This is a genomic window from Lentzea sp. NPDC054927, from assembly GCF_053610285.1.
In genome coordinates this window covers 84,156-99,297 of the sequence record NZ_JBSGXZ010000021.1, presented here as the reverse complement: position 1 = coordinate 99,297, position 15,142 = coordinate 84,156, and the positions used below count along the sequence as shown (strand labels likewise).

The 15,142-nt window shown below is 65.7% G+C and carries 11 protein-coding genes; 7 read left to right on the top strand and 4 right to left on the bottom strand.

Features of this window, described 5'->3' with window-relative positions; translation table 11 throughout:
• Positions 1-62 precede the first annotated feature (62 nt).
• Together ACWGE0_RS25990 and ACWGE0_RS25985 are read left to right on the top strand one after the other, a co-directional pair.
• The gene (locus tag ACWGE0_RS25990; protein WP_452263500.1) at positions 63-818 is read left to right on the top strand and encodes a class I SAM-dependent methyltransferase; all 756 of its coding nucleotides are present in this window, start codon (positions 63-65) and stop codon (positions 816-818) included.
• A 187-nt stretch (positions 819-1,005) separates the two neighbouring features.
• Positions 1,006-4,839 carry an nSTAND1 domain-containing NTPase gene (locus tag ACWGE0_RS25985; protein ID WP_452263499.1) on the top strand — a complete coding sequence of 1,278 codons (3,834 nt, stop codon included), beginning with the start codon at positions 1,006-1,008 and terminating at the stop codon, positions 4,837-4,839.
• Between the two features lie 227 nt (positions 4,840-5,066).
• Here the strand turns inward: ACWGE0_RS25985 and ACWGE0_RS25980 are convergent, their stop codons facing one another.
• Both ACWGE0_RS25980 and ACWGE0_RS25975 read right to left on the bottom strand, forming a co-directional pair.
• A complete protein-coding gene (locus tag ACWGE0_RS25980) occupies positions 5,067-5,633 on the bottom strand; it encodes a hypothetical protein (protein WP_452263498.1) in 567 nt (188 codons plus the stop codon).
• Positions 5,634-5,787: 154 nt separating this feature from the next.
• On the bottom strand, positions 5,788-8,904 hold the full coding sequence (locus ACWGE0_RS25975) for an ATP-binding protein (protein ID WP_452263497.1): 3,117 nt from the start codon (positions 8,902-8,904) through the stop codon (positions 5,788-5,790).
• A 182-nt stretch (positions 8,905-9,086) separates the two neighbouring features.
• Between ACWGE0_RS25975 and ACWGE0_RS25970 the strand changes: the two genes are divergently transcribed.
• The 3 genes from ACWGE0_RS25970 (at position 9,087) to ACWGE0_RS25960 (ending at position 11,888) form a co-directional block, all read left to right on the top strand.
• Positions 9,087-10,700, top strand: a complete 1,614-nt coding sequence (locus ACWGE0_RS25970) for a hypothetical protein (protein WP_452263496.1) — start codon at positions 9,087-9,089, stop codon at positions 10,698-10,700.
• A gap of 6 nt (positions 10,701-10,706) precedes the next feature.
• The gene (locus tag ACWGE0_RS25965) at positions 10,707-10,919 is read left to right on the top strand and encodes a hypothetical protein (RefSeq protein ID WP_452263495.1); all 213 of its coding nucleotides are present in this window, start codon (positions 10,707-10,709) and stop codon (positions 10,917-10,919) included.
• A 147-nt stretch (positions 10,920-11,066) separates the two neighbouring features.
• The gene (locus ACWGE0_RS25960; protein ID WP_452263494.1) at positions 11,067-11,888 is read left to right on the top strand and encodes an FHA domain-containing protein; all 822 of its coding nucleotides are present in this window, start codon (positions 11,067-11,069) and stop codon (positions 11,886-11,888) included.
• A 231-nt stretch (positions 11,889-12,119) separates the two neighbouring features.
• On the opposite strand, the gene ACWGE0_RS25955 is transcribed toward ACWGE0_RS25960, so the two are convergent.
• Positions 12,120-13,508, bottom strand: coding sequence for a KamA family radical SAM protein (locus tag ACWGE0_RS25955; protein WP_452263493.1), 1,389 nt, complete (start codon positions 13,506-13,508; stop codon positions 12,120-12,122).
• Positions 13,509-13,638: 130 nt separating this feature from the next.
• Here ACWGE0_RS25955 and ACWGE0_RS25950 point away from each other — a divergent pair, with 130 nt between their 5' ends.
• Complete coding sequence (locus ACWGE0_RS25950; protein WP_452263492.1) at positions 13,639-14,103, top strand: FxsA family protein; 465 nt, start codon at positions 13,639-13,641, stop codon at positions 14,101-14,103.
• Complete coding sequence (locus ACWGE0_RS25945; RefSeq protein WP_452263491.1) at positions 14,100-14,660, top strand: GNAT family N-acetyltransferase; 561 nt, start codon at positions 14,100-14,102, stop codon at positions 14,658-14,660. The genes ACWGE0_RS25950 and ACWGE0_RS25945 overlap by 4 nt, the downstream gene beginning before the upstream one ends.
• 78 nt (positions 14,661-14,738) lie before the next feature.
• Here ACWGE0_RS25945 and ACWGE0_RS25940 read toward each other — a convergent pair whose 3' ends face one another.
• Positions 14,739-15,134 carry an SsgA family sporulation/cell division regulator gene (locus ACWGE0_RS25940; protein ID WP_319967628.1) on the bottom strand — a complete coding sequence of 132 codons (396 nt, stop codon included), beginning with the start codon at positions 15,132-15,134 and terminating at the stop codon, positions 14,739-14,741.
• Between the last annotated feature and the right edge of the window lie 8 nt (positions 15,135-15,142).

The following is a 15,142-nucleotide window of genomic DNA, read 5'->3' as shown; positions in this document are numbered from 1 at the left end:
GACTTCTCCGCTGATGTACTGATCTGCGACCGTGAGTCTGCCGCGTGACGGAGGTCGTAGTTGTGACGGGTTATGACGCGCTTGCCGAGGTGTACGAGTGGCTCATCTCCGATGCGAAGCTGGCTCCGGCCGAGTTCGCTGCGTCGTTTGATGATGTCCTCAGTCTCCTGCCGTCGAACGCCCACGTCCTCGATTGTTCGTGCGGAACCGGACAGTTGGCGGTCGGCCTCGCCGGTCTTGGCATCCAGGTTGTCGCAACTGACGCCAGCGAAGCGATGGTTCGTCGGACTGCGGAGTTGTCAGAGGAGTTCGGGGCATCTGTTCGGACAGTGCGGGCAGACTGGGAAGAGTTGCCCGACCATTTCGATGACGTCACCTTCGACATGGTGTTCTGCGTTGGCAACTCGCTGCACCATGCCGTCGGCGCGAGAGGCAGGGTTGCTGCTCTGGAGTCGATGTCACGGCTTCTGCGCCGTGGCGGGCGCTTGGTGCTCACCTCCCGCACGTGGGAACTCGTGAGAGCCAAAGGTTCCCGACTGGACATCAGTGACCGACTCGTCCGCCGGAACGGTCGCGATGCCGTCGTGGTCTACCGCTGGGAGATTGCACCGCTTTGGGAGGAGGAGCACCACATCGAGATTGCGGTCGCGCAAGTTGATGCGGCTGGGTCGGTTCTTGTCCACTCGGAACTGCTGTCGTGCTGGCCCTACCGATACGACGAACTCGAGGTCGAGTTGCACCGGGTCGGACTTCGGATGGAAATGAGCACGTTCAACCCTGAGGCCGAGAACTACATGGTGGTGGCGAGCAAGGTATAGACAACGGGCTCACAGTCCCTGGCCGGACCGTGCGTTCTGGTTGGTATTGGCGGATGCCGTGGCACCAGCGCTTGGATCGGCCCTGTCGACGTTCCGGTGTGGGCTGTCAGAGCGCCGAGTTACGCCGTTCGTTTGACAACCCTGCCAACCGGCTAACGCAGCCGAGGCGAACTCCGAAGTACGGTCGATGACTGCCTTGTTCCTCAGTCACGCGAGCCGGGACCAGGACGCGGCGCGCCTGGTCCGTCGGTGGCTGGGTGACGCGGGATACCAGGCTGTCTTCCTCGACTTCGATCCGACAGCTGGTATTCCACTCGGCCGCAAGTGGGAAGTCGAGCTGTACGGCCAGCTTCGGCAGGCCGATGGCGTGGTCTTCCTCGCCAGCACCACCTCGGTGGAATCGAAGTGGTGTTTCGCTGAGTTGAGTCTGGCCCGTTCCATGGGCCGTCCGGTCTTCCCGCTCCGTCTGGAGCCAGGCGCGGAGTTGAGCCTGCTTCAGGACGTGCAGTGGATCGACTTGGAGGACGGCACTGGAGCGCTGGACCGGTTACTGGACGGACTCCGCCGGGCGGGACTCCGGCCGGACGATGCCTTCGCCTGGGATCCGGCCCGGCCGCCCTTTCCCGGACTTGAGCCGTTCGAGCGGCAGGACGCCGCGGTGTTCTTCGGTCGCGAGCGTGAAGTGGACCGCCTGGTCGAGTTGTTGTCGAATGCGCCGCTGCGCAGACCCGGTCGATTCGTGATGATCGCTGGACCTTCCGGCAGTGGCAAATCCTCGCTGCTGCGTGCGGGCTTGCTGCCCCGGCTGGAACGGTCGATCGGACGCTGGAAGATCTTGCCGTTGATGCAACCGGGGCGTCACCCGCTGCGGAGCCTGGCGCGCAGCCTGCAGGCGGCACTGCGTGCTGCTGGCCAGCAGCACGACCTGGAGAACCTGGTCCGACACCTCGATGACGGGGCTGAGCGCCTCGTCGAGTTCGCCCAGGAGCTCGGCGAGGCCGTCGGTGAGGGGAGAAGCGACGTCCTGCTCGTGATCGATCAGGCCGAGGAACTGGTGACCCGCAGCGGATCGCGTGAGCAGGAACAGTTTCTGGCGCTAGTGCGCGAAGCACTGCACGAAGACAGTCCATTGTGGATAGTAGGGACCATGCGCGCGGAGTTCCTCTCCGACGCGCCCGAGCGAGCCGGACTGGCTGCGGCCGTCGATCACACGATCCTGCTCGAACCGTTGAGCCGAGCGCAGTTGCCGGCGGTCATCCAACGCCCGGCGCAGCGGGCGGGCGTGGACTTCTCCCCAGGTCTGGTGCAGCGCATGGTGGAGGACACCACGGGCGGCGACGCCTTGCCGCTGCTGGCATGGACTCTCCAGCAGCTGTACCACCGTGCCGGTCGGGACCGGCTGGTGACCACGGAGTCCTACGAGGCAGTCGGTGGCGTGATCGGCTCGCTGCAACGCCAGGCCGACCGGCTCACCGAGGAACTGCACCGCAGGGAGCAAGGCCATCTCGTGTTGCCCACCTTGTTGAAACTGGTCAACGTCGACGAGGCGGGCGAGCCCACCCGCCGGCGGGTCGGGCGTCGCGGACTTTCGGCGGCGGAGAACTCCGTTGTGCAGTTGTTCGTCGACGCCAGACTGCTCACCAGCAACCGGATCGGCGCGGAGGACTTGGTCGAGGTGGCGCACGAGGCGCTGCTGCGCCAGTGGCCGCCGTTGTCCCAGGCGATCATCGACGAGCAGGACGGCCTGCGCATGCGCTCGGAGGTCGAGCGGCTGGCCAACGACTGGGACCGAGGCGGGCACGACGAGTCCTATCTGTTGCGCGGCAACAGGTTGGCCGTCTTCCGGGAATGGGCTCGGCAGCATGCGCACGACATCGGCGCGGTCGACCGCCGTTTTCTCGACGCGTGCGTCGAGGTCGCCGACCGCGAGGCGGCGGCCGCCGAGGAACGTGGCCGCTTCGCCCGTCGCATACAGGCCGAAAGCTGGGCGCGGGCGTCGTTGTCGGAGTTGAGCCGGGCACCTGAACAGGCGGTGCTGCTGGCGCTGGCTGCGCTGGTGACCGATGGTGATGAGCAGACCCCAGAGGTGATCCAGTCGGTGCACGCCGCGTTGGACGAAGTGCGGCTCCGGCACGTCCTTCGGGAGCACGCCGACCGCCTGTCCGCCATCGCGTTCAGCCCGGACGGTCGTACCGTGCTGACCGGTAGCTACGACGGAACCGGTCGACTGTGGGATCTGCGCGACGGCACGCCGGAGCGCATCCTCGTCGGTCACGACGGGCCCGTGGTGTGCGTCGCCTGGAGCCCCGACGGCACCAGAGTCGCAACGGGGAGCTGGGACGGCACCGCCCGGATCTGGGACCCCGCCAGCGGTGTCGGTCTGGCCGTGCTGACCGGGCACGACAACTGGGTCTCAGCGGTCAACTGGAGCCCAGACGGCCGACAACTGGCAACAGCCAGCCAGGACAACACCGCAGGCATCTGGGACGTTGCGGGCGGACTGCTCAGCCGTCGGCTGAGAGGCCACACCGAATGGGTCAGGTCGGTGGAATGGCACCCCGATGGCAGGCGCGTGCTGACCGGTAGCTACGACGGCACCGCCGCGCTGTGGGACGCCCGGACCGGGAGGCGGCTCAGCGTGCTGCGCGGCCACACCGACGCGGTACCAGCCGTGAGATGGCTGCCAGACGGTCGCAGTGCCGTCACCGCCAGCGAGGACGGCACCATCCGACTCTGGAATGTCGGCGAAGCACACCATTTGCGGACCATTGCCGTGCACACCAGTCCCACCTACTGCCTCGACCTGGACCCCTCAGGCGGCCGCGTGGTCACCGGCAGCGAGGACGGGATCGTCCGCGTGTTCGACCTCGACTCCGGTCAGCTCGAGTTCACGTCGCCGGGACACCGCAGCTGGGTGTCCTCGGTGCGGTGGAGCCCGGACGGTGAGTGGATCGCCTCCTGTAGTGGCGACGGCACCGCCCGCCTCACGCACCTGCCGGGACGGCGACGGTTCAGCACCGTCGACCAACGCGGAGGCTGGATCAGCTCGATCCGCTGGCGCGCCGACGGGTCCCGTGCGGCTTGGGCCAGTGGTGACGGAACGGTGTGCGTCCGGGCGTTCGCGGACTACGAAGTCGCTGACGCGGAAGGCACGTTGATGGCTGACATGGGTGTGCTGTGTCTTGACTGGCACCCCGACGGCATGCTGCTCGCCACCGGCGGCTTCCAGGGCGAGGTCCGGGTCGTGGACGCCGTCGAGCCCGCCTTCATCGGCAGCTTTCCGCAGCACCGCGATCGGGTCACGGACAATTGCTGGCACCCGGACGGCACGATGTTCGCCACCTCGAGCTACGACGGCACCGTGCTTGTCACCGCCCTCGACACAGGCGTTGTCATCGCCAGCATCGAGCACGACGTACCGTTGGACGCGGTCGCCTGGAACAACACCGGGGAGCTCCTCGCCGTCGGTGACTGGGACGGCAAGGTGCACCTCTGGCGCATGGGATCGGACCAAGCGCTGGTGAAACTGGACGGGCACACGGCCGGGGTGCACAGCCTCGCCTGGGCGCCCACCGGCGAGCAGCTGGTGAGCACCAGCGGCGACGGCAGCGCGCGAATTTGGAACACGTCCGAGGAATCGCAGATCGCGAAGTTGCTCGCCGGGGAGGCATTCGCCGTTGGTTGGAGCCCCAGCGGCAGGCTCGTCGCCACCGGCAGCCGGGACGGCGTCATCCGCGTGTGGGATGCGGCGACCGGTGCTCTCGTACAAGAACTCCGGCACAGCGAGGCAGTCCACGCCCTCGACTGGTCGCCGGACGGTGAACATGTCCTGTCCGGCGGTGAGCACGGTCTCGTGACGCTGTGGCACGTGGGCATCGACTGCCTCCGGCGTGAGCTCACTGAACTGGCCGGCAACGTGCTGAGCGACGCTGAAATCCGCCGACTGGTGCCAGAGTGGCCGAACCTGTGGTCGACTGGTTCTGAGGTCGAAGTGCGGGCTCAGGACCAACCCGGCCCTTGACAGCGTCGGCAGCGAACAGCAGCCACTCGACCGCGAACTGACCTGCTGAGCGTATGGCCAGAAGTCATCGATCGTCTGGACGAGAACAGGCGATTCCCTGCGAGACCGTTGGCCGAGCCGGGCCAACTCGCCTGGAACCCGCCGGTGTCCCCACCGCGGCTTTCTCCGCCGTGACCGGGATGACCGCGGTGCCGGATGTCGATCGGCACCGCGATCGCCATCGGTTGTCAGGCGGTGCGGATCAGCCTGAGGTGGAGGTCGTAGTCGGGCCCACCGGCGACGTCGAACGGCAGATCACCGCTACGTCCGTGGAAGTGCAGGATCATCGGCCTGCTGTCCCCGACGTTGGGCAACAGTCGTGCAAGCCGCTCGGCGCGCACCTGCAGGGTGTGAGACCCCATCACGTCATCGCGGATCAGGTCGATGATCTGCTCCCGGACGAGACCTGGAACCAGGTTGACCCACGGCAGGACGGCACCCGCGATGTTCAGCGTGGTCTCGGTGACCGCACGCACCTTGTCCGGGTCACCCTGGTCGTTCTCCCACAACTGGATTGACAGGCCAATGGGGCCGGCTGCACCGCTCGCTGCCCCATTGCCGGGCCAGACAACGTTCCGGTTGTCCGCCGTGTTGAACGGCCGCACGTCTCCTGAGTCGACGTTGCTGAACACCTGAGAGCGAGTTGTCCGCGCCCGGTCGTTGTCGGTCTTGGCAGTGAACACCCAGTACGGCTCGTCCGAACCGAACCAGTCCACACCTGACTCATCACCGCAGCGGAACTTGTCAACTTTCACAACGTATCGTTCGTTCGCCATGTGACATCTCCCTGAGCGGCAAGGGAATCAACCCGAGCCAGTGATGAGAGCAAACGCGGATTGCGTCACTTCTCACTCCAAGGGCGTGACGTGCCTGACCGCTCCTGTGCCATGAGATGGCACAGTGAGCAACTCATCCGTAGCGGCAATGCGCGCCAGTGACCAAGTGACTCCTGAGGTGGGCGGCAGCTGCGGGATGGTGGGTTTCGATCTCCTGGCTCGCGCGCACGATGGCCTTGCGAACCGAAGTACGTGCGCGTTCGTCCTCGTCGATGAAGCTCCGTCCACGTCCGGCGAGCCCCGATGTGGCGGACAAATGCTCCGCTATGGCGTCCATCTCGTCCTCGGCAGCCGCTTGCGCGGTCACGTCGCCCTGCTCACGAGATCGGGCGACCATGGACGCGAGCTCGCGCATCCGCGACTCGAGCGCCCGCCGAGCGGCTGCGTCGAGCAGCGGAGGTGGTGCTCCGTGTGGGACGGACGGCCGGCTGAACGCGAGTTGCCCTGCGGGAATCCACTGCCCCGGTGAGGCGGTCAGCACCGCGAGCATGCGCATGCCCGCCAGGTTCCGGACCGTGACTCGGCGACCTGCGAAGTCGACGAACCAGCCGCCGTGGCCACTCGTTTCGTTCCGCGTCAGCAGCACGCGGGCGGATCGGTCAAGTCGGTTCGCTGTTTCGCCCCACCGGCTGGCCAGAGCATCCATCCCCACCTCTGTGGCTGTGCCGACCGCAGCCGCCAGCAGCTGCCTGGCCTCCGCGTCACGTGCGGGCGTCGGTCGATGCGCCGTCAAAATGCTCGCCAGTTCCGCGCGGGCGACGGCCGTCGCAGGCACGTGGCCCTGTCGCAGGTTGGTGTCCACCGCCGCTCTGAGATGACGTTCGGCCAATTCTGGTCTGCCGGTGGTGAGTGCCGCTGTACCGAGCCAATGATGGACGCAGCCGAAGCTGACGACCGCAAGCGATGGCGCGACAGGCAGGTCACCGAACGGCTCGAGCAGGTCGTATGCCTCCGCCACCGTGTGCCGGTCGTCGAGTGCAATGGCCGCCTCGACGATGGTGGCGATGGTGACGAGCCAGGTGCTGAACCGGGGGAGCGACGCGAGGCCGATTCCCTTCACCCGGTCGAGGTGCCTACGAGCAACGTCCGGCAGTCCCGCTCTGGCCGCGAGTGCGGCGATGGCGGCTTCGAAGGAGTGGTCGACAACATCCACCTGCGTGGAGCCTGAGATACGTTCCACCAGGTCGAGCATTTCGGCTTCGCGGCCTTGGAACCAGCGAATGGCGACCAGATGGCCACCGAGATAGCTCAACGCGTCTGCGTCCTGGGCGCGAGTGCCCAGCTCGAACGCTGCGTGTGCAGCCTGCTCGGCTCGTGCGAACTCACCGCGGCAGATCATCAGCATGGTCTCGATGACGCGGACGATGTAGAGCACGGACAGGCTCTGCATGGCCTCGGCTGCCTCCCTCAGGTCCGCGAGCGCACGCTCGGCTCGCTCGTCACCTGCCAGGAACAGGTCCACCGCGCGCCAGCACAGCGCCATCAGCGGCAGGATTCCGCCGGGATCTTCGGCCGCGTTCGTCAGCATCTCGTCAGCCATGCGCATCCGAAGAGCAGTGTGTTCGGGTGCCAGCAAGGGGTTGTGCGCGACGGAGAACACTTCGAGAGCGGTAGCCGGATCGTCGAACTCCCGCACGTCGTTCACGACGTCGATCAGGTCTTCGGCGTCGCTGCCTTCCCAGAACATCGCCTCTCCGGCGATCCGTGCCCGAAGACGAAGCCGCACTGACTCGTGGCCCGCCGGTAATTGGGCCAGCGCCGTCCGTTGCGTTCGGAGCACTCGGCGTTGCGCTACAGGGGACCGCACCGTGTTCACCCAAAGAGCACCGAGTCCGGCGGCGGCCTCGGCCACCGCGACTGGGTCTCCTTCGGCGAGAGCGGCGGTGACGGCGTCGTCGAAGCGATCACGGGCAGCGCTGAGCCTTCCCGTGAGCAGAACGGCGGATGCGCGCTCCAGCAGCAGCCGAGCACGGGAGACGGGACTGCCTGCAATCTCGTTGGCCACAATCGTTTGCTCCAGCAGTGCTGCGGCGTCTTCAGGCGCGCCACCGCGGGCCAGGACAGTGGCCGCGCTTCGGCCGAGATCGACTGCACGTGTCGCATCGGACGGCGACCGACGAGCCGCCTGAAGAGCATGCCGGGCAGCGCGGACAACGTCGGCCACGCCAGCGAGCGACCCTGCCTCATACAGTGCAGCGGCCGCGGAGTGCGTGGTCGCGACGTCGTCAGGGTTGAGCCAGCCCAACACGGCATCTCGCACCAGGTCGTGGCCGAAATCGATCGTGCCCTGGCGGTTTGCGCTGACCAGGCGCCTCGACTGTGCCGCCGCGATCGCCGCGGCGACTCGCACCGGAGTGGTTCCACACACTGTGGCGATCGTGTCGACGTCCACCTCTCTACCGAGGACGGCGGCCCGCGCCACTATCGCCGCGTCGTCGGAGTGAAGTCCACGCAGCCTGGACAGGACGACTCCCTGGAGTTTGACGGTGAAGTCAGGCTCGCTCGTGTCGGACGTCCAGGCATCGAGAGCGGTGACGGCATGCAGGGGGATGCCGCCACTCGCGGCTGTGAGCGCCTCGACGACATCAGACGGCAGAGGTCGGTGACCGTGGACGAGAACCAGCTCTGCCATGGAGTTCGGTGGCAACGCCGGCAACGTGACGACGTCGCAGGCCCGGTCGATCTCGGTCAACAACCGGATCTCCCGCTCCGGCTCCAGCGCCTGTTCAAGGGGCCGATGTGTCACCAACAGGACCGCATGAGACTCAGGGATTCGTGCGGCCATGTACCGCGTGAGCAACATGGTTGCTTCGTCAGCGTTGTGCAGGTCGTCGATCGCGATCAACAACGGAGTGCTCGACGCCACCGAGGCCACCGCCCGCTCCACCAGCCGGAACGCCCGAATGCCCTGCAATGCGAGGTCAGTCGCATCGGGGAGCACATCGAGCTGTGCCAACAGGTCCAGCCATGGCCACAGAGGTGGTGCGCCCTCCGCCCAGCACCAGGTGCTCGCTGTCACCACATCCAGATGCCGCGCCTGCTGCCCAGCGGCGCGCAGCAGCGCTGTCTTGCCGATTCCAGCGGGACCTGTCAGGCAGATCGCCGCCCCATGCCCGCCGCGGCTCGCCTGGCAGGCGCGATCAAGTCGGGACAACTCAGAATCCCGGCCCACGATACGAGTGGACCCCATGGAGCCCAGCCTGCCAGCTCCGGCCACGGTTGTGCCTTGCAGTGGCACAACCAAGTCACGCCTTTCGGAGTAGAGCTGTCTGATCCGAGAGGAAATTCCATGGGAAACAGGAAAACGGCGCTATTGGCGGCGACCGCCGCCGTCATATCTGGCGATACAACAAGCGGATATGAGGTGCTGCGATGCCGGCTGTGATTGACGAGAGAGTGCCCGCTGACGCGCCGGACAGCGTGAAGGCGAGCGCACAGCATCCTCGAGTGCCGACCTTCGAGCCGGCCCTCGGTATCCCTGGTCCCAGCAGGAGCGGTCAACGCGGGGAGCCACCCCACCGCCTGGTGGTGATCGGTGACTCCTTGTCCCACGGGTTCCAGAGCGGAGCCGTGTTCAACACGGATCTCTCCTACCCGGCCATCATCGCCCACGAGCTGGGGTGGTCGGAGCGATTCCGCTATCCGCGGTACTCCGGTCTCGGCGGCCTGCCGCTCAACCTCGAACTCATGATGCGCACGCTGGAGGAGCGCTTCGGTCCCAACATCAGTGGCTGGGAGGTTCCACTGGCGTTGTTCGAGGCCCGCAACCTGATGGACAAGATCGAAAACCACTGGGAACGGGGAGCCGGCAGCATCAATCCGTCGGTTTCGGCTATCAACCACTGCCTGGCGATGTATGGCTGGGACCTGCGCGACGCGCTAACACGCAACGCGGCCGAACTTGAGGCGGCGGTCGAACAGGCCAGCGATGATCTTCTCTTCCCGTATGTCGAGCACGCCAGTGAACGGGCCGCTTTGCGCGTCTACCCCGGGTACTCCGAAGCCACGCGACGCCTGACGCTCTTTGAAGCGGCCGCAGCTCTCGGCGATGATCACGACGGCTCGACGGAATCCGGCATCGACACGCTCGTCGTGTTCCTCGGAGCAAACAACGCTCTCGGGGCAGTGACACAGCTCAAGGTGGTGTGGAGCGAGGGCGGCTTCCGGGACCTTCGAGCCAAGCGCCGCTACACGGTCTGGCGGCCTGAGCACTTCGAGGAAGAACTCGACGAAGTGGTGGAGCGGGTCAAGCAGGTGAAGGCCAGGCATGTCATCTGGTGCACCGTGCCCCACGTGACCATCGCACCTATCGCACGTGGTGTCGGGGACAAGATCCCAGGGTCCCGGTACTTCCAGTTCTACACGCGGCCGTGGATCTCGGACGCGGACTTCGATCCAGGCAGGGACAAGCACCTCACTGATCAAGAAGCTCGCGCGATCGACGCCGCGATCGACTGCTACAACCAAGCGATCACCGGAGTCGTACAAGCAGCTCGTTCCGCCACCGTGGGGGCCCGGCGCGACTGGTACCTGCTCGACATCGCGGGCATGATGGATCGACTCGCAAGTCGGCGCTACATTGATGACCCCGACATTCGGCCTTCATGGTGGAGCGAGTATCCGCTGCCACCGCAACTAGCGCGCTTGTCTCCGCCGCCGAACTCCCGCTTCCTCACGGGCGACGGCAAGGGTGGTCGCAGCAATGGTGGTCTGTTCTCTTTGGACGGCGTGCACCCGACCACGGTGGCGTACGGCGTCATCGCCCAGGAAATGATCAACATCATGCAGACGGCGGGCGTGGTGTTCCGCCACCCCAACGGGACAGTGCGAACCGGCGCTGTGGCGGTTGACTTCGACCGGCTGATTCGTCGCGACACCCTGGTGCGGCGGCCGCCTCAGAACCTCACGGCGGGTCTGGACCTGCTGGGCTGGGCCGACGAGACGCTGGGATGGGTATTGCGGGCCATCGGTTTCAATGTCGGTTGATGTCGAATGGTCACCGTTGAAGACGAACGAACGAGCGTCGTCGAACGGGGAGAAGGTGATCATGGTCTTGCCATTCTTGCCGAGCCGACCGCGGTGCTGTCCAGCCCACGGGAGAGCTGGACGAGTTCCCTGGGGCAGATCAGTGACAATTTCGACTTGATCGCGACGACGAGTACGGGGGTCGCGCTGCGCGACAAAATCTGTACCTGTGCCAGTTAGTGCGAGTCCAACTGCTCAACGTCGTACACACTACGGAGCCTTCTGGTGGTTGTGCTGGGCAATCTGCCCGCATAGTCCACGGCGAGGCAAGCGCACAGTGGCGCCCAGCATTCCCTTGGGTGAAGGTAGACAATAAAAGGGCACTCGATGGAACCGTTCAGCATCCTCGCGGCTATAGCCTCCGCAGCATCTGCCAGTGCATCCGTGTTTCGAGAAATACGTGAGTGGCGCAGCGGCAGACGCGACAAGCTTGAACTGTCAGCCGATCGGTCCGGGTATCTGCATCCGCTGTACCACCACGGGGCTGCACTGATGGCACCAGATGTCATGATCCCGGCTTACTCGACCTGCGCAACTGTAATCGGTCAATTCTTTCCTGCTGACGATGTTGCGGCTCGCAGGCTGACGACCGGCGATTCGGCGCTGGTGCTGTTATGGCCTTCCGGTGGTGATCCGGCGTTCGAGAGCCTGCTGTTCACCTGCACGCTCGAGGAAATCTTCATCGTAGAGGTCCCAGGTGGAAGATACGATCTCGTCGCCTACGTGCTCGATCGCCGACGTGACGAGGTTCTCGGTACTGCCTGGATTGAGTCCTTGTGGCTGCCCTGGTCGTCGGAGACCGAACTGATGGTTGACGTGATCGCGAGTGAAGCGCTGTACATGTCGGATGTCCTCAGCGGTCAGATCGGTGACACCGCAGGTGAACTTGTTCTGCCAAGCGGAATTCGATACCCATTGGGTACTGTCACGACTATCGGCCGGTCGCCGAAGGCAGACCTCAAGCTTCAAGATCATGAGGTCAGCTCTCATCATGCATACATCGAGTTTCGCGATGGGAGTTACCACATTCAGGACCTCGGTTCGACCAACGGCACGCTCGTGAACGGCCAGTTCGTAGGTCTGAGGTCATTGCAGAATGGTGACGAGATCACAATCGCGGGCTGGAGCATCGAATTCCGGCTTCGGTAGTTGGAGGTGGAATTCGGTTGCGGCCCTTGCAACGGCGCTCATGGTAGGGCGGAGCAGGGGGTGGCTCGAGCCGACATGAAGCGTCCACTATGGATGCGAAATACTGTCTACTTTGGACTTGCTGAGCCCCTTGGCGTCGGGGCTCAACGAGACGCAACGGGTCTGAACAGGCAAACATGTCAATGGGGCCGCCCTCGGAAGTAGCGCCGAAAACGGCCCCATCGCGACCCATCAGGTCTGGTCGGCCCACCACTTCTGGCCGGTCTCGCCGAGGGTGGAGATCGGGTCGTAGTAGGGGTAGCGGCGGTCCAGCGCCTCGGGGTCTTCGAGTTCGATCCCGGTGCGGTAGTTCTTCGTCCAGTAAGAAATGCCCAGCTCACGGTCATATTCAGCGAGCTGGTGCACCCAGCGCTTGCCCACGTACGGCACGTCGCAGACGATGCGCGGCGTCGCATACCCAGGCAGATAGCCCATGATCGCGTGCTGAAGTTCTTGGGCCTCCCAGACGGACACCCTCCAATGCTCCGCGTTGGGGATCATGTCGCACATGTAGAAGTAGTACGGCAGGATGTTCGCTTCCCCTTGCAGCGCAAAGCAAAGATCCAGCAGGTCGTCCGACGTCGCGTTGACGCCCTTCATCAGCACGCCCTGGTTGCGCACGTCCCGGACGCCGACTTCGAGCGCGGTGCGGGCGGCCTCGGCGACGAGAGGTGTCACGGACTGGGCGTGGTTCACGTGGGTGTGGATCGCCAGGTTGACGCCGCGGCGTGAGGCGGTGCGGGCGACGCGTTCGAGGCCTTCGACCACGCGTGGCTGGAGCCAGTGCTGGGGGAGGCCGGCCAGGGCTTTGGTGGCCAGGCGGACGTCGCGGACGGTGTCGATGTCCAGCAGGCGCATGAGGAACGACTCGAGTTGCGGCCACGGCACGTTGGCCACGTCGCCGCCGGAGACCACCACGTCGCGGACGCCGGGGGTCTTCTTGAGGTAGTCGATCATCTGGTCTTGGCGGTCGACCGGCTTCAGGGAGAGCTTGTGCTTGTCGATCAGCGGCGTCGAGTTGCCGACGAGGTCCATGCGTGTGCAGTGGCCGCAGTACTGCGGGCAGGTCGACACCATCTCGGCCAGCACCTTGGTCGGGTAGCGGTGGGTCAACCCCTCGACGACCCACATCTCGGCCTCGTGCAGCGAGTCGCGCTGGGAGTGCGGGTGCGACGGCCAGCGCGGGTCGCGGTCGGAGCGCACCGGGAGCATGTAGCGGCGGACCGGGTCGGCTAGGAAGGCGTCGGTGAACTCCGACGGTGTGAGGCCGGCGTCCACCGCCATGGTGTTGAGCATCTGCGGCGGGAGCAGCATCGACATCGTCGCGAAGTTCTCCTGGTCGGCGGCCAGGTCGTCGTAGAACTTGTCGGTCAGCAGGTCGCCGGTGACCTTGCGGAGCTGCTTGACGTTCTTCACGCAGTTCACGCGCTGCCACTGGGCGTCGCGCCACTGCGCCTCGGTCACGTGGGACCAGCCGGGGAAGCGCCGCCAGTCGGGTTCCACCAGCTCACGGCGCACGTAGGTGTACGGCTGGCGGTCCAGCCGCTCCAGCGCCGTGGGGGCGTCGTGCAGCGCAGTCATCCGTACTCCTCAGTGTCGAGGTCGCGTAAAGATATCCTGTCATACCGCTAGCCTGCCGTAAATATTTCAGCTCAAGGCCTGGTCGACGGCGGGTCGGGAGCATTTGGCGGCCCTCGCGCGTTGAGGGGGTATGCCTGTTTTCGCGCTGCTGCTCCTCGGGATGTTCGCCGAGATCGCGGTCATGGTCGCCGTCGGCAACGCCATCGGCGGGCTGTGGATGATCGCGTTGTTGCTGGTCGGCACTCTCGTGGGCCTGTCGCTGGTGCGCCGGCAGGGTGCGCAGACGATGGCCGCGTTCTCCGAGGCCGTGTGGGAGCGTCAGCAGCCGCACCAGGAGATGGCCGACGGCGTGCTGATCGCGGGGGCCGGTGCGCTGATCATGGTGCCGGGCTTCATCAGCGACGTCGCGGCGCTGTTCCTGCTGTTCCCGCCCACGCGCAGGCTGGTGAGCCGCCGGATCGCGCGCAAGGCGGAAGCTGCGGCGTTGAAGTTCGAGCACGAACGGCGCTTCGGCGCTGGTCAGGTCGTCGAGGGCGAAGTGATCGACGTCGACGCCGAGCCGGTGATCATCGCGGAACGGCGCGAGCTGCGGTGATCCGCGCGTACCGGCCCGCTGACCTGGACGCGCTGTACGACATCTGCCTGGACACCGGAAACGGTGGCTTGGGCGCGCGTCACCTGTTCGACGATCCGCGCCTGATGGGGCACGCGTACGTGGGCCCGTACGTGGCGTTCGAGCCTGACCTGGCGTTCGTGGTGGAGGACGACCTCGGGGTGTGCGGTTACGCGATCGCGGCGGCCGACAGCGTGGCGTTCGAAGATCGTTGCGACCGGGACTGGTGGCCTGACCTGCGCATTCGGTACCCACTCACGCCTGGGGCGAATCGGGTCGTGCAGCAGATCCACAAGCCGGCGCAGGTCGACCCGTTGCTGACCCTCGACTATCCCGCGCACATGCACACCAACCTGCTGCCACGCGCTAAGGGCAAGGGTTTCGGCGGCACTCTCGTACGCACTGTGCTCGAACGTCTCGAGAAGGGCGTTCATGTGCATGTGCGGCACCACAACACACACGCGATCGGTTTCTGGGAACACCTCGGGTTCCGCGTGATCGACTCGGCTGACAAGCTCGTCCTGGGGTTGCGCCTCTGACCCCGCGAGGGGCGGAACCATGCCCGAGCCGCAGGGGAGAAACCGCTGTCCCGGAACGTCGCGGAACACGCCGGAACGTCAGGCGAGGAGGTCTTTCAGCAGCAGGTCGAAGTCGAGGACCTCACGCCCGGCCGGCACCACCGCGTAGGTGGACTCCAGGAACCGGTGCAGCTCGTCGAACGACAGGTGGAACACGGCGTGCGAGTCCTCGGTGAAGAGCTCCAGCACCAGCACGTCGCCGTGGTGCGGCCGCAGCCGCACGTCCCCGAGGCCCGCGGGCGACAGCAACCCGTCCGACAGCAGCTCCCGCCCCACCAGCCAGGTCGACTCCTGGTCTCTGGTGTGAAACCGCAGCGTGACGGCGTGCGGATCGTCTGAGCGGTAGTGGAGGTCGACGTTCATCGGCTCGACGGTGCCGTCCGGCCGAATGAACTCAACGACGGTGGCGGTGCCGATCCGCGTCTCGTTGAACATCGCCGTTC